The 26,210-nt window shown below is 72.7% G+C and carries 24 protein-coding genes; 16 read left to right on the top strand and 8 right to left on the bottom strand.

Annotated features, from left to right (window positions below; genetic code table 11):
* The first annotated feature begins 1 nt into the window (after position 1).
* From ACIQWA_RS01405 to ACIQWA_RS01415, 3 genes are all read left to right on the top strand, one after another.
* Positions 2-427 (top strand): hypothetical protein, encoded by a 426-nt coding sequence (locus ACIQWA_RS01405; RefSeq protein ID WP_402476635.1) that lies wholly within the window; start codon positions 2-4, stop codon positions 425-427.
* A gap of 133 nt (positions 428-560) precedes the next feature.
* Complete coding sequence (gene pip, locus ACIQWA_RS01410) at positions 561-1,523, top strand: prolyl aminopeptidase (protein WP_402476638.1); 963 nt, start codon at positions 561-563, stop codon at positions 1,521-1,523.
* Positions 1,524-1,558: 35 nt separating this feature from the next.
* Positions 1,559-2,557 carry a YdcF family protein gene (locus ACIQWA_RS01415; RefSeq protein WP_402476640.1) on the top strand — a complete coding sequence of 333 codons (999 nt, stop codon included), beginning with the start codon at positions 1,559-1,561 and terminating at the stop codon, positions 2,555-2,557.
* Positions 2,558-2,664: 107 nt separating this feature from the next.
* On the opposite strand, the gene mca is transcribed toward ACIQWA_RS01415, so the two are convergent.
* Positions 2,665-3,594, bottom strand: coding sequence for a mycothiol conjugate amidase Mca (gene mca, locus ACIQWA_RS01420; protein WP_402476643.1), 930 nt, complete (start codon positions 3,592-3,594; stop codon positions 2,665-2,667).
* 51 nt (positions 3,595-3,645) lie between these two features.
* A complete protein-coding gene (locus ACIQWA_RS01425; protein WP_402476645.1) occupies positions 3,646-5,112 on the bottom strand; it encodes a DHA2 family efflux MFS transporter permease subunit in 1,467 nt (488 codons plus the stop codon).
* A gap of 126 nt (positions 5,113-5,238) precedes the next feature.
* Here ACIQWA_RS01425 and ACIQWA_RS01430 point away from each other — a divergent pair, with 126 nt between their 5' ends.
* The 3 genes from ACIQWA_RS01430 to ACIQWA_RS01440 all read left to right on the top strand — a co-directional run bounded on the left by ACIQWA_RS01430 (position 5,239) and on the right by ACIQWA_RS01440 (position 7,597).
* A complete protein-coding gene (locus ACIQWA_RS01430; protein ID WP_402476648.1) occupies positions 5,239-5,928 on the top strand; it encodes a TetR/AcrR family transcriptional regulator in 690 nt (229 codons plus the stop codon).
* A gap of 164 nt (positions 5,929-6,092) precedes the next feature.
* Positions 6,093-7,064 (top strand): hypothetical protein, encoded by a 972-nt coding sequence (locus ACIQWA_RS01435; RefSeq protein WP_402476650.1) that lies wholly within the window; start codon positions 6,093-6,095, stop codon positions 7,062-7,064.
* 86 nt (positions 7,065-7,150) lie between these two features.
* Complete coding sequence (locus ACIQWA_RS01440; protein ID WP_402476653.1) at positions 7,151-7,597, top strand: nitroreductase family deazaflavin-dependent oxidoreductase; 447 nt, start codon at positions 7,151-7,153, stop codon at positions 7,595-7,597.
* A 14-nt stretch (positions 7,598-7,611) separates the two neighbouring features.
* Here ACIQWA_RS01440 and ACIQWA_RS01445 read toward each other — a convergent pair whose 3' ends face one another.
* Positions 7,612-8,382: an alpha/beta fold hydrolase gene (locus tag ACIQWA_RS01445; RefSeq protein WP_402476656.1), complete on the bottom strand. Its 771-nt coding sequence runs from the start codon at positions 8,380-8,382 to the stop codon at positions 7,612-7,614.
* A 106-nt stretch (positions 8,383-8,488) separates the two neighbouring features.
* Here ACIQWA_RS01445 and ACIQWA_RS01450 point away from each other — a divergent pair, with 106 nt between their 5' ends.
* Positions 8,489-9,349 carry an AraC family transcriptional regulator gene (locus tag ACIQWA_RS01450; protein WP_402476659.1) on the top strand — a complete coding sequence of 287 codons (861 nt, stop codon included), beginning with the start codon at positions 8,489-8,491 and terminating at the stop codon, positions 9,347-9,349.
* Positions 9,350-9,749: 400 nt separating this feature from the next.
* Here the strand turns inward: ACIQWA_RS01450 and ACIQWA_RS01455 are convergent, their stop codons facing one another.
* Positions 9,750-10,202, bottom strand: a complete 453-nt coding sequence (locus ACIQWA_RS01455; RefSeq protein WP_402477843.1) for a hypothetical protein — start codon at positions 10,200-10,202, stop codon at positions 9,750-9,752.
* Between the two features lie 485 nt (positions 10,203-10,687).
* Between ACIQWA_RS01455 and ACIQWA_RS01460 the strand changes: the two genes are divergently transcribed.
* The 8 genes from ACIQWA_RS01460 to murQ all read left to right on the top strand — a co-directional run bounded on the left by ACIQWA_RS01460 (position 10,688) and on the right by murQ (position 19,223).
* A complete protein-coding gene (locus ACIQWA_RS01460; RefSeq protein WP_402476661.1) occupies positions 10,688-12,082 on the top strand; it encodes a DUF2079 domain-containing protein in 1,395 nt (464 codons plus the stop codon).
* Between the two features lie 809 nt (positions 12,083-12,891).
* On the top strand, positions 12,892-13,488 hold the full coding sequence (locus ACIQWA_RS01465) for a hypothetical protein (protein ID WP_402476663.1): 597 nt from the start codon (positions 12,892-12,894) through the stop codon (positions 13,486-13,488).
* 218 nt (positions 13,489-13,706) lie between these two features.
* Positions 13,707-14,669, top strand: coding sequence for a phosphotransferase family protein (locus tag ACIQWA_RS01470; protein WP_402476666.1), 963 nt, complete (start codon positions 13,707-13,709; stop codon positions 14,667-14,669).
* 117 nt (positions 14,670-14,786) lie between these two features.
* On the top strand, positions 14,787-15,194 hold the full coding sequence (locus ACIQWA_RS01475; RefSeq protein WP_402476668.1) for a GntR family transcriptional regulator: 408 nt from the start codon (positions 14,787-14,789) through the stop codon (positions 15,192-15,194).
* A gap of 113 nt (positions 15,195-15,307) precedes the next feature.
* A complete protein-coding gene (locus tag ACIQWA_RS01480; protein ID WP_402476669.1) occupies positions 15,308-16,303 on the top strand; it encodes an ABC transporter ATP-binding protein in 996 nt (331 codons plus the stop codon).
* On the top strand, positions 16,300-17,316 hold the full coding sequence (locus tag ACIQWA_RS01485) for an ABC transporter permease (protein ID WP_402476672.1): 1,017 nt from the start codon (positions 16,300-16,302) through the stop codon (positions 17,314-17,316). Before ACIQWA_RS01480 ends, ACIQWA_RS01485 begins: the two co-directional genes overlap by 4 nt.
* A gap of 205 nt (positions 17,317-17,521) precedes the next feature.
* Positions 17,522-18,202 (top strand): DUF6445 family protein, encoded by a 681-nt coding sequence (locus ACIQWA_RS01490; protein WP_380587683.1) that lies wholly within the window; start codon positions 17,522-17,524, stop codon positions 18,200-18,202.
* A 70-nt stretch (positions 18,203-18,272) separates the two neighbouring features.
* A complete protein-coding gene (gene murQ / locus ACIQWA_RS01495) occupies positions 18,273-19,223 on the top strand; it encodes an N-acetylmuramic acid 6-phosphate etherase (RefSeq protein WP_402476676.1) in 951 nt (316 codons plus the stop codon).
* 112 nt (positions 19,224-19,335) lie between these two features.
* Here the strand turns inward: murQ and ACIQWA_RS01500 are convergent, their stop codons facing one another.
* Positions 19,336-19,848 carry an isochorismatase family protein gene (locus ACIQWA_RS01500; protein WP_402476679.1) on the bottom strand — a complete coding sequence of 171 codons (513 nt, stop codon included), beginning with the start codon at positions 19,846-19,848 and terminating at the stop codon, positions 19,336-19,338.
* Between the two features lie 54 nt (positions 19,849-19,902).
* Complete coding sequence (locus ACIQWA_RS01505) at positions 19,903-20,568, bottom strand: TetR/AcrR family transcriptional regulator C-terminal domain-containing protein (RefSeq protein ID WP_402476681.1); 666 nt, start codon at positions 20,566-20,568, stop codon at positions 19,903-19,905.
* Positions 20,569-20,763: 195 nt separating this feature from the next.
* On the opposite strand from ACIQWA_RS01505, the gene ACIQWA_RS01510 reads away from it, so the two are divergent.
* Entirely contained in the window at positions 20,764-22,038 is a 1,275-nt protein-coding gene (locus ACIQWA_RS01510; RefSeq protein WP_402476684.1) for an MFS transporter, read from the top strand.
* A 62-nt stretch (positions 22,039-22,100) separates the two neighbouring features.
* Here ACIQWA_RS01510 and ACIQWA_RS01515 read toward each other — a convergent pair whose 3' ends face one another.
* Together ACIQWA_RS01515 and ACIQWA_RS01520 are read right to left on the bottom strand one after the other, a co-directional pair.
* Positions 22,101-23,309: a hypothetical protein gene (locus ACIQWA_RS01515; RefSeq protein WP_402476687.1), complete on the bottom strand. Its 1,209-nt coding sequence runs from the start codon at positions 23,307-23,309 to the stop codon at positions 22,101-22,103.
* Entirely contained in the window at positions 23,306-26,041 is a 2,736-nt protein-coding gene (locus ACIQWA_RS01520; RefSeq protein ID WP_402476689.1) for a hypothetical protein, read from the bottom strand. The genes ACIQWA_RS01515 and ACIQWA_RS01520 overlap by 4 nt, the downstream gene beginning before the upstream one ends.
* Positions 26,042-26,210: the final 169 nt, after the last annotated feature.

Here is a 26,210-nt window from a genome sequence, read left to right on the forward strand (position 1 = left end):
GGTGCCAGGAGCGGAGCCGGTCCGGCACCAGCCCGGGGACCCGACCCCCGTCCCCGGCGGCCAGGTGGGACTGGCCACCGGACTGACCACCGGCCTGGCCCGCCACTCGGCCGGCTGCCTCGGCGAGTTCGTCCTCGAAGCCGTCGGCGGCGTGGTGCTCCTCGCGCTCACCACGGCTTCACTGGCGGGCTCGTTCCTGCTCGCCCAGACCCTCCACCGGGCCAGCCCGGCCGCCGCCTACGCACTCGCCGCGGCGGGCCTGCTCGGGCTCGTCCACGGCATCCGCCACCGGCGCAGGCCGAAGGAACAACGCAGCCGGCTCGGCCGGATCACCGCCGGGATCGTGGGCGCGCTCGGCCTCTGGCTGATCCTCTGCGTCGGCTACGCCTCCTTCGACAGCGCCTTTGGACTCAACATCGGCCTCTGAGCATCGGGCTCCGAACGCCGTCCTTTGAGTACCGGACCCTGAGCACCGGACTCTGAATATCGGACTCCGCCCCGCCCGACTACGGGTAGGCTCGCCCGGCGCCCCGCCCGAACGTTCACGGAGGAGTTCCCCGATGTCCGAGCCGTACCAGCACGACGAACCCTACGCACAGGGTCTGTTGGACGTCGGCGACGGGCAGCGGATCCACTGGAACACCTCCGGCGCCCCGGACGGGAAGCCCGCCGTGGTGGTGCACGGCGGGCCCGGATCGGGCCACAACCCGGGCAGCCGACGGTACTTCGACCCGCAGCGCTACCGCGTCGTCCAGTACGACCAGCGCGGCTGCGGGCGCAGCCTGCCGCACGCCGCCGACCCGTCGACCGGGCTGGAGCACAACACCACCGCCCACCTGGTCGCCGACCTGGAGCGGCTGCGCGAGCACCTGGGCCTCGACAAGTGGCTGCTGTACGGCGGCTCCTGGGGCTCCACCCTGATCCTGGCGTACGCGCAGGCCCACCCGGAGCGGGTCTCCGCGATCGTGCTCTGCGGGGTGACCACGACCCGCCCGGCCGAGACCGAGTGGCTCTACCAGGGTGTCGGCCGCTTCCTGCCGGGCCCGTGGGCGGAGTTCCGCGACTTCCTGCCCGCTGCCGACCGGGACGGCGACGTGTTCGACCTGCTCTCCGCCTACAGCCGGCTGCTCAACAGCCCGGAGGAGAGCACCCGTCGGGCCGCCGCCCGGGCCTGGGCCACCTGGGAGGACGCGGTGATCTCGCACGAGGTGCTGGGCAAGCCGAACGCCTACTCGGACCGGCCCTCCGACGCCCTGATGGCCTTCACCCGGATCGCGGCGCACTACTTCTCGCACCGGGCCTTCCTCCCCGACGACCAACTGCTGCGCGACGCCGGCCGACTGGCCGGTATCCCGGGCGAGCTGATCCACGGACGACTCGACCTCGGTGGCCCTCTCGACACCGCCTGGCACCTGGCCGAGGCCTGGCCGGACGCGAAGCTGACGGTGATCGACGAGGCCGGGCACACCGGAAGTCCCAAGATGGCCGAGGCCCTCCGCGCGGCGGTCGACCGCTTCGCCTGATCCACCTCTCCAACCCTCCCCCTACGATACGAACCATGCTCGCCTACGCTCCGGCCGCCCTGTTCTTCCTCCTGTTCGGAATAGGGGTACTGCGCGACCGACGCCAGTTCAGCAACGCCGTGCTGCTCGGCATCGCCGTCTCACTCCTCTCGCTCGCCCTGCTCGCCGAACTCCGCAGAGCACCCACACTGGTGGCGGAGCTCGCGGCCGTGGCGATCATCCTGCTGCCCACCGTCGGAACGGTGGCCCTGGTCTGGTTCCTGCTCTCCAACGGCGTGACGATGATCCGCAAGGAGGGCACCCGTCCGGCCAACCTGCTGTCCCTGCTGGCCGGGCTCGGCATCGTCGCCGTGATCGCGCTGCTGGCCGCGGCCATCGTCACCCACTCACCGCGGCTGGCCATCCTGGCCGGCACCGCCGTCCTGGTGGTCGGCTACATCTCCTTCCTCTTCGTCTGCTTCGTCGGCTACGCCTTCCTGTACGGACGCCACCGGCCCCGCCGGGACGTCGACTTCGTGGTCGTCCTCGGTTCCGGGCTGATCGGCGGCGAACGCGTGCCGCCGCTGCTGGCCAGCCGGCTCAACCGGGGCCGCGAGGTGTACGAGGCCCAAGCCGCACGCGGCAACCCGCCGGTGCTGATCACCTCCGGTGGCCAGGGCCCGGACGAGAAGCTGCCGGAGTCCCACGCCATGGCCGACTACCTGGTCGAACGCGGCTTCCCCGCCGAGCACATCGAGCGGGAGGACCGCTCGCGCACCACCGAGGAGAACCTGCTGTTCAGCCGGGCCATCATGGAGCAGGCCAAGCCCGACTACCGCTGCGTCGTGGTGACCAACAACTTCCATGCCTTCCGGGCCGCGTTGACCGCCCGCAGGACCGGCGTCAACGGGCACGTCTTCGGCTCGCCCACCGCCCGGTACTACTGGCCGAGCGCGACCATCCGCGAGTTCGCGGCGATCTTCCTCTCGCACAAACTGGTCAACTTCGGCATCTGCGGACTCCTTGCGCTCTGCGGGGTGCTGGCCGCGCTCTGAGCGGTAGTTGACCGGTGGGACCCCTGGCCCGGTGGGACCCTGGCCCGGGCCTCAGCCGTTGCCGTCAACCTGCCCTATTCGAACGCCCCAACGCCCGAACGCCCGGCTCAAGGCTTGCTCAGTGCTCCTCCTTCCCCGGCGTTCCGGTCGGCCCGCAGCCCCGCGAACAGATCGGTCTCGACCCCACCCGCCCCGCTTGCACCTTCGGCACCGGCCACGAAACTGCGCGCCAGGTGGTAGTCCTCGGTCGGCCAGACCTCGCGTTCGACGTCCCGCGGGTGGGCCATGAAGGCCACCCCGGGCTGGACCTGAGTGGCGTGCGCCAGCATCGCCGCGTCCCGGACGGCGAACTGCTCGGCGCACGCGATCCGGGTGGTGGTCGCGAGGGCGGGCGGGGTGTCGGGCCACCCGGCAAGCAGTTCACCCATCGCCGAGGGGATCCCACGCTCCGTCATGGCGTCGTGCATCGCCTGGAACCAGGGCCGGGAGAGGGCCAGGTGGTAGTAGAGCTTCGCCGTCTGCCAGGGTTCGCCGGCCTCCGGGTGGCGCTTCGGGTCGGCGGCGGCCTCGAAGGCCTCCACGGCGACCTTGTGGGTCATCACGTGGTCCGGGTGCGGGTACCCGCCGGTCTCGTCGTAGGTGATCAGGACGTGCGGACGGAACTTCCGGATCAGCTCGACCAGCGGCGCCGCCGCTACCTCCACCGGCTGGGCGGCGAAGCAGCCCTCCGGCAGCGGTTCGTCCGGGCCCGGCATCCCGGAGTCGACGAAGCCGAGGAACTGCTGTCGCACACCGAGGATTTCGCGCGCGGCCGCCATCTCCTCGCGCCGGATCCGGGTGAGGTCGGCGCGGACCTCCGGGCGGTCCAGCTCCGGATTGAGCACCGACCCGCGCTCGCCTCCGGTGCAGGTGGCGACCAGGACGTCCACGCCCTCCGCGGCGTACCGGGCGAGGGTGGCCGCCCCCTTGCTGGACTCGTCGTCGGGGTGGGCGTGCACGGTGAGCAGACGCAGGCCACCGGGGTGCTTGGTGAACACGGATACCTCCAAGGTCGGGGTTCGGAAGGGGAACTGCGGAATGATCTACAGTCAGGCCGCCCTGCGGGCGGTGCCCGGGTAGAGCAGGGCCGGCGCGATCGAGAGTGCCGACAGGGCCAGCACCCACCAGAAGGTCGTGCCGAAGGCCGCAGCGGGGCGATCCGGCCGCGCCGCCTGTGCGTGCTGGAGGACCAACGTCAGCACCGCCGTACCGAGCGCCCCGCCGAGCCGGTTGAGCACGTTCACCGCACCGGCGGCAGCGGGCACCTGGGTCCTGTCGACGCTCCCGTACACCGCCGCCATGCCGGGGATCACGATGATTCCCATGCCCACCCCGCGCAGCACCAGCGAGCCGACGACCAGCCAGTCCGCCGGGCCGGAGCCACGCCCCAGCTGGGTGAAGGCGAGGGTGCCGAGCAGCGAGCAGCCGATGCCGAGCAGGATCAGCGGGCGCGGCGCGACGCGGTCGGCTATTCGGCCGGACAGCAGCGAGGTGACCGCCGTGCCGAGCGCCTGGGGCGCCAGCAGCAGCCCGGCCGCGACGGCCCCGGTGTGCTCCAGCTGCTGGTAGTAGAGCGGCACCAGGAACATCGAGCTGTACAGCACGGCCCCTTGCAGGAAGCTGTTCGCCGTCGCCACCGCGAAGCCCCGCCGGGCGAACAGCCGCAGGTCGATCAGCGGGGCCCGGCCGGCACGGCGCCCGACCCGCAACGCGTGCCACCCGTAGACCACCAGCAGCGCCGCCCCCGCCCCGACCGCAACCGGGCCGAGCGCGCTGCCCTCACCGCCCTCACCGGCCGCGCCGATCGTGGCGAGCCCGTAGACCAGGGCGGTCAGACCGGGCGACAGCAGCGCCAGGCCCGTGACGTCAAGCCTGGGCGCCGGGAGTTCGGACCGCTCCGCGGCCGGGAGCCACCGGGCCGCCAGCAGCACCGTCACCAGCCCGACTGGCACGTTCAGCAGGAACATCCAGCGCCAGTCCAGGTGCTCCAGCACCAACCCGCCGAGGATCGGCCCCAGGACGGGAGCGAGGCTGATCGGAAGCAGCAGCGTGCCCATCACCCGGCCGATCCGGGACGGTCCGGCCGCCTGCACCATGATCGCCTGCCCCAGCGGCTGGATCATCCCGCCGCCGACGCCCTGCAGCACCCGGAAGGCGATCAGGCTCCCCGTCGACCAGGCCAGGCCGCACAGTGCGGACCCCAGCACGAACAGCACCACCGAGGCCAGCCAGGCCCGGCGGGCCCCGAACCGGCCGGCGGCCCAGCCCGAGAGCGGCATGGTCAGCGATATCGCCAGTAGGTAGCCCGTCACCACCCACTGCACCGCCGCCACCGAGCTGTGCAGCTCACGGGTGACGGCATCGATACCGACGTTCACGATCGTGGCGTCCAGCAGTGCCAGGACCGGGCCCAGCGCGAGCACCGCCCCCATCCTCATCAGGCCGGGCGGCAACGGCTCCGGCCTCGTCGACCGGGCCTCCCCCGGCCTGCCCTTCCTCGCGACCGAGACGGTCATGCGCCCTCCCCAGGCTCGTTCCTCGGCAGCCGCTCCGGCCGCCGAGGAAGAACTTAGGACGGACCCACTGATTAGGTCAAGCCTAATTACTGTGACCGACCCAGCGAACTGCGCTAGGCTCGCGCCATGACCGACACCGGGACCGCACCGAACCTCCGCGAGCTCAACAAGCGCCGCACCCGCGAGGCGATCTCGCACGCCGCGACCAGGCTCTTCATCGAGCGCGGCTTCGACCGCACGACCATCGCCGAGGTCGCGACCGCGGCCGGGGTCGCCAAGATGACCGTCACCAACCACTTCCCGCGCAAGGAGGACCTCTTCTTCGACCTGCACGAGGAACTCGCCGGCCGGCTCGCCCGGACCGTCGCCGAGCGCGCCCCCGGCGAGTCCGCCCTCGCCGCGCTGCGCCGCGGCTGCCTGGCCGGACTCGACCGCCACGACCCCCGACTCGGCTTCTCCGGACCGGACTTCGCCCGGACCGTCGCCGAGAGCCCCGCCCTCGGCGCACGACTGCGCGAACTGCACGAACTGAGCGAGACCGCACTCGCCGAGGCGCTCGCCGAGGCCGTGCACGCGATACCCGTCGACTTCGAGAGCCGGGTCGCCGCCGCCCTGCTCGCCGCCGTCGACCGGTCCGTGCTCGCCGAGGTCTTCCGCCGCACGCTGGCCGGCGAGGACCACGCCACCATCGCCGCCGCCGTCCGCCCCTCGGCCGTCCGGGCCTTCGACCGACTGGAGGGCACCCTCGGCTCGTACGCCGTCCGCGAGGAGCCGGAGGGCCGGGCGGACGGAAGCGCTCCGGAGGAACGGGGGTGAGGCGGGAGAGGACGACCCGGGCCGTGACGGCTCGCCAGTTCTGACAGCGGTGAGCACTGGCAACGGGGGTGACGGACGCTCTTATCCTTCCCTTATAACCTCCACCTAGCGTCTCGCCCATGATGACGCCACGCAGTGCATTCGGAGCCGTTGCCCTCGCGGCCGTGACCTTGACGGCCACCGTCGGGGCGGCCGCCCCCGGCAAGGGCCCCGCAGCCCACGGCCACGGCAAGGTGACGGACAACCTCTACATGTCGCTCGGGGCCTTCGAGGACGCGACCTCCGGCGCGGACCCGAGGGTCAAGGCGATGATCGACCGTGCGGACATCGGCGACGTCCAGGTGGTGGCCCCCTGGAAGGCCCTGGAGGGAAAGAAGGGAGAGTACAAGTGGTCACGGCTCGAGAGCGCGCTGGAGTACCTCCAGGAACGCCACAAGAAGCTGTTCGTCCAGGTTCAGGACCGGTTCTTCGACGTGGCCGTGGGAGACGCCAACCTTCCCCAGTACGTGAAGGACGAGGGCGGGGTCACGCCGACGGTCGACGAGAACCCCGACAATCCGACCACCCACGGCGCGATGGCCGCCCAGTGGAACACGCAGGTGCGAGCGGACTTCCAGGCCATGCTCAAGGCGATGGCGGAGAAGTTCGACGGCAGGCTCGCCGGGGTGAACCTGCCGGAGACCGCGGTCGAGGTGGACACCGCGAAGGACCGGACGGGGTACACCTCGGCGTCCTACATCGATGCCGAGATCGACAACATGCGCTACGGCAGGAAGGTCTTCACCAGGACGCAGTTCATCCAGTACGTCAACTTCCTTCCGGACGACGACGACCACAAGCGCATGAAGGAGATGTTCGACGTCGCCAGGGAGAAGAAGATCGGCATCGGAGGACCGGACACCCTGCCGGACCGGCCGTACCAGATGGAGAACTCCTACAAGTTCCTCCACGAATACCGGAATTCAATTCCCCTCGTCGCAATGGCCGTCCAGGAACCCGACATCAACGCCAAGGACCCGAAGACCGGCAGGCCGTACACCCGCGAACGGTTCACGGACTTCGCACACGACTACCTCGGTGCCCGCCAGATGTTCTGGACCGTCGAAGCAGACTGGCTGCAGCGGCCCAAGGCATGACACCCGCACGAGTGCAGCCACCGGCCGGGCGGCACCCGATATGCTTCCCCGGCCACAATTCGCGACGTGACGATGGGGTGAAGGCGATGCCTCTTGAGGGCGAGTACGAGCCGAGCACGGCACAGTGGGTGCGCGATCAGGTCGAGTTGTACGAGAGTTCGGGCGGCACCCAGGGGACGACGCTCTGGGACACGGGCTTGCCCGTCATCATCCTCACGACGCGCGGCGCGAAGAGCGGCAAGATCCGCAAGACCCCGTTGATGCGCGTGGAGCACGAGGGTCGGTACGCGGCTGTGGCCTCGAAGGGCGGCTCCCCGCACCACCCGGTCTGGTACTTCAACGTCGCCTCGGACCCGCACGTGGAGCTCCAGGACGGCCCCGTACGGCAGGACATGACGGCCCGCGAGGTCACGGGGGACGAGAAGGCCGAGTGGTGGGAGCGCGCGGTCGCCGCGTACCCGCCGTACGCCGAGTACCAGGAGAAGACCGACCGCGAGATCCCCGTCTTCGTGCTGGAACCCGTGCGGGGTTAGGTCGCCGGGGCGCGTCAAGCGCCAGCACGCGCCATCCGGAGTGGGGACGGGACGGTGCCTTCGCCGTACCCCGCCTGCCCGGCGAGTGCGTGCGGCCCGGCGGGTGCGTCCGCGCCGTCGAGCAGAAGCGCGGCGACCGCCCTCGGGGCCTCGCGCATCGCGTTGTGGCCGGTCGGCAGCTCGTGGACGGTCCAGCCCGGGTCAGCGAGCAGCCGGCTGCGCTGCGCCGCGAAGGGCGTACGGTCCTCCCACGCCGAGCAGTAGACGAACTCACGCCGGGGGACGGCGGCGTGGGCGCCCGTCAGGTGGACCGTCTGAAGGAAGGCGGCGAGCGGGTGCGGGCGGCGGCGCGGGTCGCCGTCCGGCCGCCACGGGGGCCGGACGGCGTAGCCGGTGGCGGCGGCACCGGCGACGAACGAATGCCGGTAGCCCTCGTTCATGATGGACCAGCAGGACTCGCCGTCGCGCGGCACGCAGGCGTCCAGGTACACCAGACGGGAGACCCGGCCGCCGGCGCGGTCGGCGGCCGCGGTGATGACCATTCCGCCGTAGCTGTGACCGACCAACGTCACATCCTCCGGACAAGCCCGCTCCAGCAGGCGGAGCACGTCGGCGGCATGGGTGTCCAGGTTGGCGGCGGCGACCACGGCAGGATCGTCGTGGGGGTGCAGGCCGGTCAGGGTCAGGGCGTGGACGGTGTGACCGGCCCGCTCCAGCAGCGGGACCACTCCCTCGAACGCCCAGGAGCCGTGCCAACCACCGGGTACCAGAACGAATGTCGCCATGGGACTTCTCCTTCTCACTGCTCGGCGGTGGCACCGGGGGCCACCGCTCACGACCAGAAGTCTCGTCGGGGCGCGTCACGGCGTGCTACCGGTAGAGTGCCAACCGATGCCCGTTCCCCGCCAAGCCCGCCCGGTAGCCGGCGCCACGTCCCTGACCTGGCCCTCCGGCGGGCGCCACCTGTGGTCCTCCGGCGGCAGCAGCGAGGAACGGGTGCACGCGCGCGGGCACCTGGTGTACGCGGCCAGCGGTGTGCTGGTGCTGCACACCGAGAGCGCGACGTCGATCGTCCCGGCCAACCGGGTCGCCTGGACACCGGCCGGCTTCGCCCACCGCCACCGCGCCCACGGGGACACGGACATGCGGATCGTCTTCCTGCCGCCGTCCCTGGCCAGGCTGGTACCGGGGCGTCCGGCGGTGTTCTGCGTCTCCGGTCTGGCGCGGGAGGTCCTGCTCGCCCTGACCGGCCCGCGCGACGACGGCCACGGCGGCGCGGGCGCCGGGGGCGGGGACGCCGGGGACGGGAGCGGGGACGCCGGGGACGGGGGCGGAGCGGTGCCCGGTTACGGACGCGCCGCGCGTCAGCGGCTGCTGCGGGTCCTGGTCGAGGAACTGCGCGAGGCGGACGAAGAACCGCTCCACCTGCCGCACCCGCGCGACGACCGGCTGCGGGCGGTCGAGCAGATCCTGTCCGAGAAGCCCGCCGACGCCACCACCCTGGCCGGGCTCGGCCGACAAGTCGGAGCCAGCGCCCGCACCCTGAGCCGCCTGCTGCGCGACGAACTCGGCATGACCTTCTACGAGTGGCGGACGCAGTTGCGTGTGCACCACGCGCTCGTGCTCCTCGCCGAAGGCCACGACGTCACCCACACGGCCCACGCCTGTGGCTGGGCCAACCCCAGCGGCTTCATCGCCGCGTTCACCGACCTCGTCGGCACGACCCCCGGCCGCTACCGGTCCGGCCACTGACCCGCGCCAGGGCGGGGCAGGGCCGGGACCGAGGCCGAGGACAGCGGCGGGGCCCGAGGCGTCCAATGCTCCTGAGCTTCTTCGGCACCAGCGCCCCGGCCGAGCCCGCGAGGCGCCCTCGACCAGCCTGCGGATCGCGCGACCCGGACATATCGGGACGACGCCCGTAATCACGCCAGCAGCGCCGTTGATTGACAGGCCGTCAGATCGGCACATGGTGACGGCCCGTTGCATGCAGAAAGGCTGCACGCAACGGGCCGTCTGGCACGCGCCGTACGGGCGGGCCGCCCCCGCCCCGCGCGTCACGCACTCACACCTGCCACCGCAGGACCCGCCGCCCCGGAACCGAAAGTCCGGGCCGTCAACACGCCCTCCGGAGATCCAGGTTGTGCAACGCCGGTCAGCGCACGGTCACGGTGAACACGGGCGAGGCGGTGTTCCCGCTGATGATGCGCAGCTCGTTCAGGCCCTTGATGCCGAGCTTGACGCCGAGCGAGTAGGCCCCGTTGCGGTTGGTCTGCACGGAGGCGGGCAGGGTGACCCACTTGCCGTGCTGCTTCTGCTGGAGGGTCACCGTGCTGCCGGTCTTGAGGCCGGTGGTGGTGCCGGTGACCCGGAACAGCTGCCAGGCGTTCACTGAGGTGACCGACGGCTTGGCGGTGATGGAGGCGGACGCGGACACGGCGGCGGGCGCAGGCGCGGAGGCGGAGGCGGAGGCGACGACCGCGGACGCGGTCGCGGGGAGGGCCGGCGCGGCCGAACCGGCCGCCATGGCGGTGCCCGCCGCTCCGGCGAGCAGCGCGCTGAGGGTGACGACGGCGGCCAGGCGCATGGAGTTCCGCTTGGAGACGATCACTGGTGCACCCCTTTCAGGGGAGGTGGTCGTTCGACCCGAAGCACCGTCGGTGCGATCGGGTGCTGTCACCAAGGAGGACGCCCCACCCGGCGCCACCGGTTGTGTGCGGAACGTCACTGTCATGTAACAGTCGCCCTGCCCGCCCGATCGCCCCAACTGGCAGCTCCCGTACGGTCGTTCCACCCCCTCCGGGCAGCGCGAAGGCCCGGTCGGCGCCGCCGGACCGGGAGTTGACGCCTGTGCGCCCTTCCACCACCCTTCCACTAATCGAATAGTGAAAGGGTACTTTCCCGATGCCCGTGGCCTTCACCCCGCTCGACTCACCGAGCCCACAGGGCCCGCCAAGCCCGCGCCGCCCAGTCGCCCGATCCGCCCTTCTCACCCCACTCGACCGAGCGCCCCGCCCGCGCCACCGCCGACTCCCTATCCGCCGACTCCCGACGCGGCTCCTGCGCGCCGTCCCACTCCCCCGTCGCCCTGCCGTGCTGGCCTGGGGCCTGGCCGCCGGCTTCGCCGCGCTCTACACCTGCGTCGGCGTCAACCGCCACCGGCGAGGCCTCACCAAGGCCTACGACCTGGGGATATTCGAGCAGGCCGTCCGGGCGTACGCCGACGGCCGGGCGCCGATCGTGCCGCTCAAGGCACCCGGCTACAACCTCCTGGGTGATCACTTCCACCCACTGCTCGCGCTCCTCGCCCCCGCCTACCGCGCGTTCCCGAGCCCGCTCACCCTGGTGGTCGCCCAGGCCGTGCTGATGGCACTGGCCGTCGTCCCGCTCACCCGCTGGGCGCACCAGGTGGCCGGGCCGCGGGCGGCGCTGCTGGTCGGCTGCGCGACCGGGGCCTCCTGGGGGATCGTCCGGGCCGCGGCGGACGACTTCCACGAGATCGCGTTCGCCGTCCCGTTGCTCGCGTTCGCCGCCACCGCGCTCGGCCGGCGCCGACCGCTCGCCGCCGCGCTCTGGTCACTGCCGCTGCTGCTGGTGAAGGAGGACCTGGGGCTGACGGTCGCCGCCGTCGGCCTGCTGATCGCCCACCAGGCCCGACAGGACCGACGCACTCCGCTGCCCGGGCTCGCCCTCGCCGTCACCGGTGTCGCCGCGACCGCGCTCACCCTGCTGGTCGTCCTGCCCGCGTTCAACCCCAACGGGGGCTTCGACTACTGGCAGCAGCTGGACGCCGGCGGCGGGCGGGCCCCGCTCTGGACGCTCCCGCTCCGCCTCGGCTGGCCGCCGATCAAGTGGCTGCTGCTGTTCCTGCTGGCCGCCACCACCGGCTTCCTCGGCCTGCGCTCACCGCTCCTCCTGCTCTGCGCACCGACCCTGGCCTGGCGGCTGCTCTCGGCCAACCCGCACTACTGGGGCGTCAGTTACCACTACAGCGCGGTGCTGATGCCGATCGCGTTCGCCGCCCTGGTCGACGCCGTCCGCCGCGCCCGCGCCGGCGACCACGCCAGCGGCCACGTCGGAGAAGCCGCCACTCCCCGCCGGGTCCGGCGCGCCCTCGCCGTGACCGCCCTGGTGACGGTCGTGACGCTGCCGCTCTACCCGCTGCACGAGGTGGTGATGCCCGAGGCCTGGCGCACCTCGCCCCGGCTCACCGAGACCCGGGCGATGCTCCGCCTGATACCCGACGGCGCCACCGTCGCCGCCTCCAACCGGCTGGCCGCCCAGCTCACCGGCCGGGCGGAGGTCACCCTGGTGTGCCAGGAACCGGCCGGCCCCGGCCCGGACTGGGTGGTCGTCGACCTGCGCGATCCGAGCGTGCAGTCCCCGTGCGCCACCGCCGCCACCGCCCGGATGCTGGCCGTCTACCAGAGCCGGGGCTACCACCGACTGATCGACCAGGACGGCCTGCTGCTCCTCGAACACCCCTGAGCGGCCACACCGGTGGCGAGAGCGAGACGGGCAGGTCAGGACCGGCGGGGCAGGGCAGGTCAGGACTGGCGGGGCGGGTGCGGGCGTCGGCGCGAGCAGGGCCGGTTGCGGCCCAGGTCACCGGCCGTGCGCCCGCACCGGCGAACGACAGTCGGATGACTGATGCCGGGGCGTCGGCGTCCGCAGGGCAGTGAGGGGCCGGGCAGCGCCCCGGCCCCACGGGGGTCGCGCTCCCCTGCCCGGGCCGGTGTTCACCATGCCCGTCGTCGCGCCCCGTCGCACGCCGCCGGCCGCGTCGGCACGGCGAGCGCCGACGTGCCGTTCCGCACGGTGAAGCACGTCCGACTCGACCTCGACGGGGCCGGTGACGCGATGCGGCGGGACTACCCGGCCTTCACCACCGGCCTGCGGCAAGCCGCCGGTCACGACTGGCAGCCGCGCATGCGGCAGGCGCAGGTCGCCGCGTCGGGCAACGAGCTGATCCGGGCCGACCTCAACTCCGGTTCCCCCGGGTCCAGCTGTGGATCAGCTCCGGCGACCTGTACGGCCGCGGTTGGGTCCAGCGTCGGTAGGTGCCTCAGACCGTTCCGGCGCGGTCCTCGGTAGGTGCTGATCGCCGCTGTGGTGCCCGCGTCGTGCGTGTCTCACAGAGCGGTTGGCTCTTTCGGATGGCGCAAGGGCATGTCGGCCGGAACTTCCGATTGGCGTGTTCACGCCCGTGCCACTCTGGGATTTCCAGTGAGGAAGTCTCCGAACGAGAGGGAATCGGTGCCATGAGGAGAATCGCGCGCGGGCTGGCAGTACTCGGGGTGGTCGCGGCGACGGTTGCGCCTGTGCCGGCGCACGCGCAGATCCGGCTGTTCCATCCTCCGGAGCTCGGAATCCGGTTCAACCCCGATGGTGTTCCCGGCCAGTGCGGCGGCAGGACCGGTGATCAATGGGCCGAGGAGAGAACCTGGACCGACGCCATCCGTTTCGATACCGACAGTCGTCCGGGCGGCTGCCAGCTGGCGTTCGGCGTCTACGACCCCGACGGCGACCTGGAGGGCGTGTCTCTCACCTACGAGCTCCGCTCCACCCCCGGCGGGGACCCGGCACAGTGCGGCAACCAGGGCACGTTCAGGATGCCGATAAGCAAGGATGCCCGAACCTTCGGTCCCGCCGTCCGGATCGACACCGACAGTCGTCCGGGCGGCTGCAACCTCACCTTCGCCGTGCCGCAGATCAAGCAGACGTACGTCGCCCTCGACATCCAGTACGACCCGGACGGCGACCCGGCCCAGTGCCACAACACCGGGCGCAGACGGGCCGAAACCGACCGTGGCCCGGTGACGATCGGCATCGACACCGACGACCGTCCCGGAGGGTGTCGGCTCCAACTCCGGCTCACGGTAGGAGCGGGCTGACCGCAAGGAGGCCGCCCCGGGTGGCTCCGCACGCGGCCACCCGGGTACGAAGTACCGGTGGGCCCCGAGTGATCTCGGGGCCCACCGGCCTCGCGCAGTCCTACGCCGAACACCCCTGACCACCGCGAGGAACGGCGTCCCCGGGGTGCCTGGCAAGGCGCTGGTCATGCCGCTGAATGCCTTTGCGCGTACCGCCGCCAGAATGATGAGGTGACGCGGTGACCGACCATCATGGAGCTGCACCAGTAGGACCGTTGACGCTGGCCTGGGTCCACCGACACCTGTCGCCCGACGAACGGATCGTCGGCACCGAGGCGCTGCACGGCGGCATCACAGCCGATGTGCGGAGGCTGACCATCGACACCCGGGACGGAGGCACCCGTCACCTGGTGCTGCGGTCGTTCGTCGACCCGTCCTCCGTGGAGCGCGCCGAGGAGTGGCTGAACAGGGAGGCCGACGCCCTGGCGCTGCTGGCGGGGACCGATGTGACGGCTCCTGGACTGGTCGCGGTTGATCCGACCGCCGCCCACTGCGAGTACCCCTCGCTCCTCATGACACATCTGGCGGGCCGGACGGTCCTCGATGACGAGGGACTGGAGGCGCGCGTCCCGCTGCTGGCCCGGCAACTCGTGGCGATCCACGCCGTGCGCCCCGCCGAACGGCCCCGGGAGTACGAGGCGTTGACGACCGCCGACACCGTGGTGGTCCCGAGGGGCGCCGACACGGCGGCATGGGCCGCGGCGATCAAGGTGATCCGCAGGCCCGCGCCGCGCTACGAAGGCCGGTTCCTGCACCGGGACTTCCAGCCCGGCAATGTGCTGTTCGACGTGCCGACCGCGAGGTCGGCGGGGGCGCGGATCACCGGCGTCGTCGACTGGGCCGCCGCCTCCTGGGGCCCGGCGGACCTGGATGTGGCGCACTGCTCCACCAATCTCGCGCTCCTGCACGGCCCGGCCTGGGGGCAGCGGTTCGCCGAGGCGTACGAGGAGGCCGGCGGGGTGCTGGCCGCGGCCGCGGGCGAGCGACTGTACTGGCAGGTGCGGGATTCGCTCGCCTGCTCGGAGGAAGTGCAGGTGGTGGCGCGGGCCTGGCGGGAGGCGGGGAGGGCGGAGCTGACGACGCGAGCCGTGGAGGAGCGACTGGATGCCTACGTCACCGGCCTGATGGACGCGTTGGGCTGAGCCCAGGCGGCCCTGGGCCCGACTTCCGCCCGCGAACGCGGCCCCCGTCCCGGCTTGACCCGCGGGCCACCGTGGGCCACCATTCCACTATTGAACTAGTGAAAGGCCGCAACGGGTGTGATCGAGTACCGCATCGATCGGCGCAGCGGGGTCTCCACGTACCAGCAGATCGTGCAGCAGACCAAGCAGGCCCTGCGGCTCGGGATGCTGGAGCCCGGGGACAAGCTGCCGACCGCCCGCGAGGTGGTCGAACTGACCGCCATCAACCCCAACACGGTGCTCAAGGCCTACCGCGAACTCGAACGCGAGGGACTGGTCGAGCCCCGCCCGGGGCTCGGCACCTTCGTCCGGCGTTCGCTCGCCCGGCCGGAGGCGGCGGCCGACGGACCACTGCGTGCGGACCTGGTCGGCTGGGTGGACCGGGCCCGCGAGGCCGGGCTGGAACGCGAGGACATCGCCGCACTGATGGCCTCCGTGCTGGAGCAGCGCTTCGACGCCGGGGTTCCGCCGACGCCACCGAACTGACGCACGCCGGAGCGGGGGCCGGTGTCGTACCGAACAGACAGATGGACAGACACATCACAGCCGTACGCCGGGCCACCCGGCAGCACCGAACCGAGAACAGTGGGGGGGACCGGGTGAACGACGACCCGACAACCGTGGCTCCGGCGCTGGAGGCCGTCGGGCTGGGCAGGCGCTACCGGGGTGAATGGGCCCTGCACGCTTGCGACTTCACCGTCCCGAGCGGACGGATCTGCGGGGTGGTCGGCCCCAACGGTGCTGGCAAGAGCACCCTGCTCTCCCTCGCCGCCCGCCAACTCACCCCCACCGAAGGCGAGTTGCGCGTGTTCGGCGCACCGTCCGACACCCGCGAGGAGCGCGCCCGGGTCGCCTACGTGGCACAGGACAAGCCGCTCTACCCGGGCCTCACCGTGGCCGAGACCCTCCGGATGGGCCGCGAGCTCAATCCGGCCTGGGACCAGGAGACCGCCGAACAGATCGTCGACCAGGGCGAGTTGCGCCGCAAGGCCCGGATCGTCTCGCTGTCCGGCGGCCAGCGCACCCGGGTCTCGCTGGCGCTCGCCCTCGGCAAGCGCCCCGACCTGCTGCTGCTCGACGAGCCGATGGCCGACCTCGACCCGCTCGCCCGGCACCAGCTCATGGGCACCCTGATGTCGGCCGCCGCCGAGCGCGGTACGACCATCGTGGTGTCCTCGCACATCCTCCCGGAGCTGGACGGCGTCATCGACCACCTGCTGCTGGTCCAGCGCGGACGGATCCGGCTGTCCGGCGACCTGGACGACATCCTGGCGGGGCACCAGGTGCTCACCGGCCCCGCGGCCACCCGGTCCGGGGGTGCCGACCTCCCGCCCGGCCTGGTGGTCGAGCAGCGGACCGCCGGTCGCCGGGTGACCGCGCTGGTACGCACCGGCGAGCCGCTGGACGGCCCCTGGGAGAGCGAACGGCCCAGTCTGGACGAGCTGTTGCTCGGCTACCTCCGCGCCGCCCCAGCCGAACCGGCCCCGGGCACCACGGGCACCAGTGGCACCACCGGCACCCCGGGCACCCCGGGCACGACCGGCACCAGCGGCACCACCGGCACCACCCCGGCGACCGACGAGAAGGCAGCATGAGCACGGATGTCCTGACCGACCCCACGAAGCCCGCCCCCGCCCCCGCCCGCCGGTCCGCCACCCCGGACCGTCCCGGAACCCCGCGGCTGCGCGGCCTGATCTGGCTGACGCTTCGCCAGAACCGTGCGCTGCTCTGGGCGCTGTCGGCACTGTTGGTCCTGCTGACGGCCGACCTCGTCTGGATCCACGTCGTCGACCAGCACATCACGGGCGTGCTGCGGCGAACGGGCTGCTACAGCCCCGAGAGCTGGGACAGCAACAAGTGCTGGATCCTCCTCTCGCCGATCAACCGGCCGAACTTCTGGTTCATCTCCGTGCTCCAGCCGGTGGTCACCGCCGTCCCGCTGCTGATCGGTGTGTTCATCGGCGCACCGCTGCTGGCCCAGGAGCACGAGCGCGGCACCATCCGGCTGATCCGCGCCCAGTCCGTCAGCCCCGTGCGCTGGCTGGCCGCCCGCCTCGCGGTGCCCGGCCTCGCCGTCCTGGCTGCCACCGGCGTGCTCGCCTCGCTGATGACCTGGGTGTGGTGGACGGACATCGTGCACGGCCCGGTCGCCTTCGACCCGCCGTTCCAGTTCTTCACCTACCCGGCCCTCGGGGTGGCACCGGTCGCCTGGTCCCTGTTCGCCCTGGCCCTGGGCGTCCTGGTGGGCCAGCTGGTGCGCCGGAGCCTGCCCGCGATGTTCCTCACCGGTGCGCTGGTGGCGATCGTCCACGGCCTGGTGCGCTGGGCGCGTCCGTCCTTCTACCCGACGGTCGACGCGGTGGCACCGCTCAGGGCCATGCAGCCCACCAACGCATGGCTGGTCGACGCGAAGACCATCCTGCCCGACGGCAGCCGGGTCGACTCCGTCGCGTGCGTCGAGACGCATCGGTGCGACGGGGCCACCGGCACCTGGCTGAGCTACCACCCCTCCGCCCACCTCGTCCCGGTCCAGCTCGTCGAGGCCGGCATCCTGTTGGCGCTCACCGTCCTCGCCCTCACGGCCGCCTTCCGCCTCGTCCGCCGGTAGCCCTCCCGGCAGCACGCCGACCGCACGCCGACACCTCGTCGGCAGCACGCCGACCACGCGCCGACACCTCGCCGGCACCACGCCGACGCCACGCCGACCCGCGCCCGGGGCCGGGCGCCACCCCCTCCCCACCCACCGCGCACTTGACGAAAGGTTGACCTGTTCACGGCAGATAGTTGACGCTCGACGCCCCTATGGTCGGCCCATGCCCTCACAGCCCATCAGGCCGACCGCCCTGCCGGTCCTGCCCTACCGCAAGCCCACCCGCGGCCGGGACTACTGGGTCCTGGACAACGTCCTGCCCGACCCGGACGCCGTCCGCGAACGCGTCCTGGCCCGCGGCGACTGGACCGAGGGCTACCCGTACCGCCCCGAGACCTGGCCCGGCCTGCGCACCATGCCCGGCCTCGAACCGGACGAGCTGGCGCGGGTCGAGGCCCAGGTCCGCAAGGCCACCGGCGCCTCCCGGCTCTGGGTGCAGAGCACCCCCGGCGGCGGCACGCTCAACCACAACTGCGTCCAGGTCGTCGGCGCCGGGGAGTCGGAGTCCCGCCCGCACACCGACTCACGCGCGCTCTGCCGCTACGCCGCCGTGCTCTACCTGAGCCCCGGCGCCCCCAAGGACGCCGGCACCAGCTTCTACCGCCAGCAGTTCCCCGGCGGCCGCCTCGGGGGCAACCTGGTCAACGCCCCGCACAACAACCTGGTCGAGGCGCTCGGCACCCGCCACGTCCCCGCCGACCACTTCACCGAGGACGTCCGGGTCCCCAACCGCTACAACCAGCTGCTCCTCTACCACGCCAACCTGATCCACAGCGCCACCGACTACTACGGCGCGGAACTGGCGGACCGCCGGATGACCGCCGTGTTCTTCTGGATGGCCTGACCGGCGGACCACGCCGGCCCGGGGCTATACGGACCGGTTCGAGCGCCGCCCACCCGGGGACGCTCCCCGCATGAACCCCGACGCCGTGCCCCCCACCGAGACCGTCCGCCCCGACTGGGCCGCCATCGACCGGCTGCCCACCGCCGACCTGCTCCGCCTGATGAACGCCGAGGACCGCACCGTCCCCGTGACGGTCGCCGGGCAACTGGCGCGGATCGCCGCCGTGGTCGACGCGGCGGCGGCGAGGATGGCGCGCGGCGGGCGGCTGGTCTACGCCGGGGCGGGCACGGCCGGTCGGCTCGGGGTACTGGACGCCGCCGAGTGCCCGCCGACCTTCGGCACCGACCCCGAGCTGGTGGTGGGCCTGATCGCGGGCGGCCGGAGCGCCGTGACGGAGGCCGCCGAGGGCGCCGAGGACCGCACCGACCTTGCCGAGGCCGACGTGGCGGCACTCGCCCTCACCCCGGACGACACCCTGGTGGGCGTCTCCGCCTCGGGCCGCACCCCGTACGCGGTCGCCGCCGTGCGCGCCGCCCGGGCGGCCGGGGCGCTGACCGTCGGGCTGGCCTGCAACCGTGGCTCGGCGCTGGTGGCGGCGGCGGAGCTGGGGATCGAGGTGGAGGTCGGCCCGGAGGTGCTCGCCGGGTCCACCCGGTTGAAGGCGGGCACCGCGCAGAAGCTGGTGCTCAACATGCTGTCCACCGCGCTGATGATCCGCCTCGGCCGGACGTACGGGAACCTGATGGTCGATCTGCGGGCCACCAACGTGAAACTCCGGGAGCGCGCCCGCCGGATCGTCGCGGAGGCGACCGGCGCCGACGCCCCGACGGTCGACCGCGCCCTCACCGCCACCGACGGCCGGACGAAGGACGCCGTCCTGCTGCTGCTCGCCGACGTGGACGCGCCCACCGCCGCCCGGCTCCTCACCGCCTCGGCCGGACGACTCCGCGACGCGCTCGAACTCGCCCGCCGCCAGGGCCCGTTGCCCGACCCGGGATCGCCGGAGCCGAGCCGGCCCTGACCGGAGACGGCCACGACCATCGAGCGGTCCGGCCCCACAGCCGGTGCGCACCCTCCACGGTTCACCGCTCCCGCAGGGCAGGGACCGGGGCCGGGAACCCGCCGGGAACCCGCTACCCCAGCCGCAGGTCCGCGGCCGCCACGACCTCTCCCAGACGCGGGAAGTCCAGCTCCACCGAGGCCCGGTGCTCCGCTTCCGTCAACCCGGCCATCGCGTCCTCGACGAACACCAGTTGGTAGCCGTGGTCGGCGGCCGCGCGGGCGCTCGACTCCACGCCGAGGTTGGTCGCGATCCCGGCGAGGACGAGTGTCTCCACACCCCGGGCCTGGAGCAGTTCGTGCAGTCCGGTGCCCTGGAAGGCGCCGATGGTGCGCTTCACCACCACCTCGTCGGCCGCCGCCGCGACCTCGGCCACCAACCCGCTGCCGGGCGGCTGTTCGGCGACGCCCGGGCGCTCGACCCGCACCGCGACGACGGGGGCGCCGGCCGCCCGGAACTCCTCGGCCAGGCGCAGCGAGGCCGCCACGACCTCCGGGCCGGAGTGCGGCGCGAGCTGGTTGGCGACGATCCGGTCCATCAGGTCGATCAGGACCAGGGCCGTGCTGCGGGGGTCAAGGGTGGTCATGGCGCTCACGCTAGCCCATCGCCCACGGCGTCCGGCCCCGCCCCTGCGGCAGCCTCATCCGCCTCCGACCCCGTCCGCCGCTTCCCGCCCTTCCGCCGCCTCCCGGGCGATCTCCGCCCGGAAGCCCTCCACCAGTACCCGCAGCCCGTAGTCGAAGTCCGCGTCGTGGTCGGTCATCCGCAGCACGTCGGCGGCCTCGCTCAGCAGCGGCAGGTCGCGCAGCGCCTCGTCGGGGAACGGCGGCCGGGTGCGCTGCGCGGCGTCCTGTCGCCAGGCCTGTTCCTCGGTGACCCAGCCCATGATGTAGCGGTCGACGGTCAGCAGCAGTCGCAGCGCGGTGCGCGGGCGCAGCCCGGCCCGACACAGGGCACTCAACTGGGCCTCGACTGCAGGGAGTTCGTCCTCGGTCGGCAGGGTGCCGGCGTGCACCCGGGCGCCGTCACGGTAGGCCAGCAGGGCGTTGCGCTTGGCCCGGGCGTCGGCGGCGATCCAGTCGGGCCAGTGCTCCGGGTCCGGCTCACGGTCGGGCGGGAGGGCCTCGGCGAGCATCGCCTCGGCCATCAGGTCGAGCAGTTCCCGCTTGTTCTTGAAGTGCCAGTACAGCGCCGGTGACTGCACGCCGAGCTCGCGGGCGAGCCGCCGGGTGCTGAGCCCGTCGATGCCCTCCTCGTTGAGCACGCGCAGCGCGGTGCGCACCACCTCGTCGCGTTGCAGCGCCATCCGATCGGCCTCCCGGTAATCCGCTTGCGGGGCCACCTTATCGCCGCTAAGTTCCGACCCGGACTTTATCAGTGATAAGGACGCAATGACCGACACGACTGCCACCCACCCGACGGCCACCGCCACGACGGCCACCGACACGACTGCCACCGGCACCACGACCACCGACAGCCCCACGACACCCAAGGGCCCCGCATGACCTCAGGAACGGACCGCCGACGGTCCCGACTGCTCCCCGACACCACGCCCTGGCGCACCTCCCGGGACTTCCGCCTCACCTGGACCTCCGGCACGGTGACCCTGCTCGGCTCGGTCTTCACCATGACCGCGATCCCGCTCCAGATCGCCGACCTCACCGGCTCACCGCTGGCCGTCGGAGCCGTCGGAGCGGTCGAGCTCGTACCCACCGTCCTGTTCGGCCTCTACGGAGGCGTGCTCGCCGACCGCGCCGACCGCCGTACCGTCGCCCTGGCCACCGAGGTCGCCCTGGCCGCGCTGAGCGCCCTGCTGCTGGCCAACGCGCTGCTCGGGGCGCCCGCCGTCTGGCCGCTCTACCTGGCCGCCGGCCTGGCGGCGGCCGTCCAGGGCATCCAGCAGCCCTCGGTGGAGGCGATGATCCCCCGGCTGGTGCCGCCGGAGCAGCTGATGGCGGCCGGGGCGCTGCTCTCGCTGCGCTGGAGCATCGGCGGCGTGGCCGCGCCGGCCGCCGCCGGACTGCTGATCGCGACCACCGGCGCCCCGGCCGCGTACCTGATCGACCTGGCCACCTTCCTGCTGTCGATCGCCCTGCTCGCCCAGGTGCGGCCGGTCCCCTCGGCGCGGGACGCCGAGGCGCCGCCACTGCGCGACTTCACCGAGGGCGTCCGGTACGCGGCCCGCCGGCCCGACCTGTTGGGCACCTACCTGGCCGACCTCGCCGCCACCGTCTTCGCCCTGCCCACCGCCCTGTTCCCCTTCCTCGCCGGGGAGCTGGACGCGACCTGGGCACTCGGCCTGCTCTACTCGGCCTCCGCCGCGGGCAGCCTGCTCGCCGCCGCCACCGGCGGCTGGACGGAACGGGTGCACCGGCACGGACGGCCGGTCCTGCTCTCCGCCGCGCTGGTCGGCACGGCCACCGCCGCGGCCGCCGTCGCCCCGGGCCTGTGGGCCGTACTGCTCTGCCTGGCCGTCGCGGGCGCCGGCCACTGGATCGGCGACACCTTCCGCAGCGCCATCTGGAACCGGTCCGTGCCGGACGAGCTGCGCGGCCGGGCCGCCGGCCTCGAGCTGCTGATCGGCTCCACCGGACCGGCCCTCGGCGACCTCCGGGCCGGCGGCCTCGCCGCCCGGCAGGGCGTCCGGGCCGCCCTGGGCACGGGCGGGCTGCTCTGCCTGGGCAGCAGCACCCTGCTCGCCGCCGCGCTCCCGGCTCTGTGGCGCTACGACCAACGCACGCCCGCCACGGCGGCCGGGTCCCGTCCCGCGCCGTGAAGGCGGCCGGACGACCCCCCTCGCCCGGCCGTCAACCATCAACCCTTACCCCCCACCCCCGACTACCCCCCGGCCGGCAAGAGGTACCCCAACTGGGAGATCACCGACCAGAGTCGGTCCGCCAGCTCGGACGCGGCCGCGACCGCCCCGACGAACACCTCGGGCGCACTCGCCGCCGCGACCAGCCCGCCCTTGGCCACCGCCCCCAGCCCGGCCACCGCACCCGCCCCGACCGCCGCCCACACCCCCAGGGCCAGCAGCCCGACCGCCCCCAGCCCGGCCAGGAACAGTTCCCCCTCGGGGGTGAACAGCCGCCGGTCCCGCTCGATCGTCACCGCCAGCTCGGGCACCAGGGTGGGCCCCAGCGGCGCCGGCCGCTGCCGGGCCCGGACCAGGTTGAGCATCGCCTCCCGGATCTTGTCCGGGAGTTGCACGGCCCGCAGCGGCACCCGGTGGATGTGGTACAGCACCAGCCCGTCGTACCCGGGACGGCCGTTGGCCGGCCTCGGGTACTCGCGGAACTCGGCCCGGTCGGTGGGCCAGTAGCAGATCCAGTCGACGTACGTCTCCCCGTTCTGCTCGGTGACGTTGACCGGCACCGGAAGGATCATCAGCCCGGCGCCGAGCCGCCAGCTGGTGGCCCCGGCGACCACCGAGTACGGCAGCTGCTTGACCGCGGTGCGCTGCAGGGCGATCAGCCGGTTCTCGATGATCCGGCCGCACGGGTCCCGCAACACCGCGATCTTGCCCTGGAGTTCGCGGTAGGTGTCGAGCGCGGTGCGCTCGGTGCCGACCTCCAGGGCCTCCATCCGCAGGTCCGGCACGTGGTTCTGCAAGCCGAGCAGGTCCGGCTTGAGCGCACCGCCCGGGGTGAGTTCGCGGATGGCCTTGACCAGTTTGACCGCCGGGGTGCTCCGGTCCTTGAGCATCCGCTTGATCGCGTCGACCTTGGCCGTCGGAAAGGTGTTGGTCAGGTCCTCCGACAGCACCTGGAGCACCATCCGCAGCACCGGGTCCTGCGGCTGGGCGGTGAGCCGCCCGTACGGCAGCGCCTCCTCGGGGCCCAGCCGGTCCCGGCGGGGCGTGCCCCACCACTCGGCGATCCGGTCGAGCTGGAAGGTCACCCAGGTCGCTCCGGGGCGGGCGTCGAAGTCCACCCCGAAGTGGTGGCGCACCCACAACTCGGCGGCCAGGTACTCGAAGACCGTCGGCGGCTCCTCCCGCGCCGGCCCCAGCAGTAGACACGTGTCCTGGTCCCTGAGGAAGCTCACGCGATGTCCTTCAACGGGCTGCTCACCGCGATGTCCGTCCCCGAGGTCGGCGTGTACTCGTTCCACTCCGCGATCAGCGTGCCCCGGTGGCCGGGCCGGCGGACCGGGAACGGCGTCAGGGTGCCGTCGTGCCGGTGGGTCAGACCGCTGAGCACCAGGTGGGTGTCGTCCGGCACCCGGACCACCCTGGCGGTCTCCTGGATCCGCCGGTCGTCGTACTCGTCCACGACGACCGCGGTGCCCGGGGCGAAGCCGGCGCTGGAGGCCACCGGCACCACCACCGGGGCGCCCCCGGCGGGCGGGTCGACCACGGCGGCGCAGGTGGTGACCGCCTCGTCCTCCAGCAGCAGCGAACTGCTGCCCGGGTTGGCCGGCGGGATGCCGGGGTAGTTGCGGTCGTCGTAGGCGGCGATCTCCCGGGCGATGCTCAGGTACGGGTGGTCGGCGGGCAGTTGGGCGCCGTGGAAGCCGCCCTCGGCGAACCGTACCCAGGCCTCCTCCCAGCCCTTGCGCACGGTGAGCACCACCCGGGCGCTGCCCGCCCGCAGGAAGGCCTGCCGGTTGGCGTCGGGGTGGCTGATCCGGCTGACGAAGGGCCAGGCGGCCGGGGCGTCCCAGAAGTAGGAGTAGAGGAAGGTGACCACGTTCTCCCACTCGATGGCCTGGTTGACGAAGGCCACCTCGGCCTCGTGCCCGAGCACCGCCGCCCAGGCCGCGGCGCTCACCTTGAGCGCGCCGGTGTCGTCACCGGGGAAGCCCGCGCCGTGGCCCAGCCGGTCGGGGTCGCTCGCGACCGAGTCCTTGAAGGCGTTCACCACGTCGGAGGGCATCAGGTGGTAGTCCACGCCGAGCAGGAAGCGCAGTACGCCCTTCATGATCTCGTCGCTCTCCTCGCGCCGGAGCGTGAGGGTGTCGACCCCGTTGAGGCGTTCGCGCAGTGCGGCGGCGCGGGCGGCGAGGTCCTGCTGCTCGGCGTAGTACTTGGTCTGGGCCGCGTTGAACAGGGCCGCCCAGACGTCGTTCTGCCACTGCCGGCGGGCCTCGTCGGTGGGTTCGACGACGGCGGTCAGGTTGAGCCAGGTCTGCCGGTTGTTGACCAGGTGGAAGCTCACCGTGCACGGCCCGCCGGCGTGCCGCAGCAGGGCGCCGTTGACCGGGTCGGCGAGGTCGACCGGTCCGTGGGTGCCGAACGGCTCGTTCCACTCGGGGATGGTGCTGCCGAGCACCTTGAGGTTGTAGTTGTAGTCACCGGTGCGGCTCTCGGAGGCGAACTGGAACCAGAGGTTCTTGATCCAGTACCGGTCCGGGACGTTCAGCGGCGGCGCGTCGAAGATCCCGGCGCCGTCGTTGTTGGGCGCGGTGACATTGACGTGGAGGTCCGGGTGCGGGCCGGGGGCGAGCGGCACCACCGCGCCGTACCGCTCGGCGAGCACCAGGTAGTGCGGCTGGCTCTCGCCGGGGCGGACCTCCTCGGTGATGTCGGAGTGCGGCACCTCGAACTGGAACGGCCCCAGCTTCGCCTCGATGGCCGCGAGTTCGGCATAGGCCTGGCGCAGGGCGCCGGCCGGTTCGGGGATGGCCAGGTCGTAGGTCAGCCGCAGCCCGGAGCGGTAGAGCCGGACCCGCCACTTGCGCATCATGCTGAAATAGTCGATCCGGACCGGATCGGTGGCACTGGCGTTCTTCAAGGTGCGGGTGGTGGTCTCCGAGGAGCCGGTCACGGTGGTGGTCGTGATGGTGACCTTGTGCTCCTGCTTGGTACGCGCGGAGGCCTTCTGGGTGATCGTGGTCGCGTGCTTGCGGCTGTCGGTGGCGGACTGCGAGTCGGCGCTCTGGCTGGTCATGCCGGAGGTGGCGGAGCCGGAGATCAGCGGGATCCCGCCCGAGACGGTGCCGGTGACGTTGAACTGGTTGCTGTGCTGGAGCTGGTTGGTGGTGGACTGGGCGAGTTCGGTGTTGTCGGTGACGCCGGTCTCGCTGAAGTTCTCCAGCGAGTCGGTGACGATCGAGCTGAACTCCTTGGAGGTGACGGACCATTCCTTCTGGGTGACGGCCGTCTCCTCCAGCGGCGCGAGCGGGATGGTCGCGACCAGTTCGCCGCGCTCGATCCCGGCGGGGGCCATCTCCAGGCGCTCCAGGTTCATCATGCCGATCGGGTCGACGGCCGCGTTGTGGTCGTACGCGGCGTTCGCGACGGCGGCCAGCCCGGCCCGGGCCCGGCCCGCCGGGGTGGTGTCGGATCGGCGCAACTGCTCCAGCTCACGGCCGAGTTCACGCAGCGCGGGACCGTCGGCGGCGGCCAGGACGGCGGCCCGCAGCGGGCGGTCGGCGGGGTCGGCGGCCGAGGCGGCGAGCAGCTCCCAGGGCAGCTCGGCCGTCAACCGGCCGCGCAGCGCGGTCACTTCGTCCGGTCGGAGGTCGAGCCCGCGCAGGTAGGCGTGCGCGACCAGACCCGGCCCGCCCGGCGCACCGGGCACCTTCAACGGGACGAGGGTGGCCTTGTCGATGCTGCGGGCCGCGTGCCCGAGCACCGGCGGCGGCTGGTCCCCGCCCGGCCACGGTGGCACGGGCGGCACGGGCGGTACGGGCAGGCCCACCACGGCGGGCGGCGGCGCGACCCGGGGCGCGGGTACGGCTTCGGGCGCGGGCACCGCCTCGGGCGCTGGCACGGCCTCAGGTACGGCCTCGGGCAAGGTCGTGAGCTCGGGTGTCTCCGGGGTGCGATCCGACATGACGGTCCCCTCCGTAATCCGTCCGGTTGCTGCCCGCCACCTACCCGGCGCCACCGGGCAGACGCGCCGCACCCGAACGGCTCGCGGAGCGCACACCGTTGCGCGGAGGTGCACACCAGCGTGCAAGCCCACCGCACGCCCTCCCCTTGGCCTGCGCGCCCTCCGCCCG

This window comes from Kitasatospora sp. NPDC098652, from assembly GCF_044760155.1.
Classification (GTDB): domain Bacteria; phylum Actinomycetota; class Actinomycetes; order Streptomycetales; family Streptomycetaceae; genus Kitasatospora.

Excerpts from the sequence above, each read along its gene's own strand:
- ACIQWA_RS01425 (WP_402476645.1), bottom strand. The coding sequence starts at position 5,112 with ATGACCGTCTCGGTCGCGAGGAAGGGCAGGCCGGGGGAGGCCCGGTCG.
- pip (WP_402476638.1), top strand. The coding sequence starts at position 561 with ATGTCCGAGCCGTACCAGCACGACGAACCCTACGCACAGGGTCTGTTG.
- ACIQWA_RS01500 (WP_402476679.1), bottom strand. The coding sequence starts at position 19,848 with ATGACCACCCTTGACCCCCGCAGCACGGCCCTGGTCCTGATCGACCTG.
- ACIQWA_RS01430 (WP_402476648.1), top strand. The coding sequence starts at position 5,239 with ATGACCGACACCGGGACCGCACCGAACCTCCGCGAGCTCAACAAGCGC.
- ACIQWA_RS01505 (WP_402476681.1), bottom strand. The coding sequence starts at position 20,568 with ATGGCGCTGCAACGCGACGAGGTGGTGCGCACCGCGCTGCGCGTGCTC.
- ACIQWA_RS01445 (WP_402476656.1), bottom strand. The coding sequence starts at position 8,382 with ATGGCGACATTCGTTCTGGTACCCGGTGGTTGGCACGGCTCCTGGGCG.
- ACIQWA_RS01450 (WP_402476659.1), top strand. The coding sequence starts at position 8,489 with ATGCCCGTTCCCCGCCAAGCCCGCCCGGTAGCCGGCGCCACGTCCCTG.
- ACIQWA_RS01415 (WP_402476640.1), top strand. The coding sequence starts at position 1,559 with ATGCTCGCCTACGCTCCGGCCGCCCTGTTCTTCCTCCTGTTCGGAATA.
- ACIQWA_RS01490 (WP_380587683.1), top strand. The coding sequence starts at position 17,522 with ATGCCCTCACAGCCCATCAGGCCGACCGCCCTGCCGGTCCTGCCCTAC.
- ACIQWA_RS01520 (WP_402476689.1), bottom strand. The coding sequence starts at position 26,041 with ATGTCGGATCGCACCCCGGAGACACCCGAGCTCACGACCTTGCCCGAG.
- ACIQWA_RS01510 (WP_402476684.1), top strand. The coding sequence starts at position 20,764 with ATGACCTCAGGAACGGACCGCCGACGGTCCCGACTGCTCCCCGACACC.
- ACIQWA_RS01485 (WP_402476672.1), top strand. The coding sequence starts at position 16,300 with ATGAGCACGGATGTCCTGACCGACCCCACGAAGCCCGCCCCCGCCCCC.
- murQ (WP_402476676.1), top strand. The coding sequence starts at position 18,273 with ATGAACCCCGACGCCGTGCCCCCCACCGAGACCGTCCGCCCCGACTGG.
- ACIQWA_RS01440 (WP_402476653.1), top strand. The coding sequence starts at position 7,151 with ATGCCTCTTGAGGGCGAGTACGAGCCGAGCACGGCACAGTGGGTGCGC.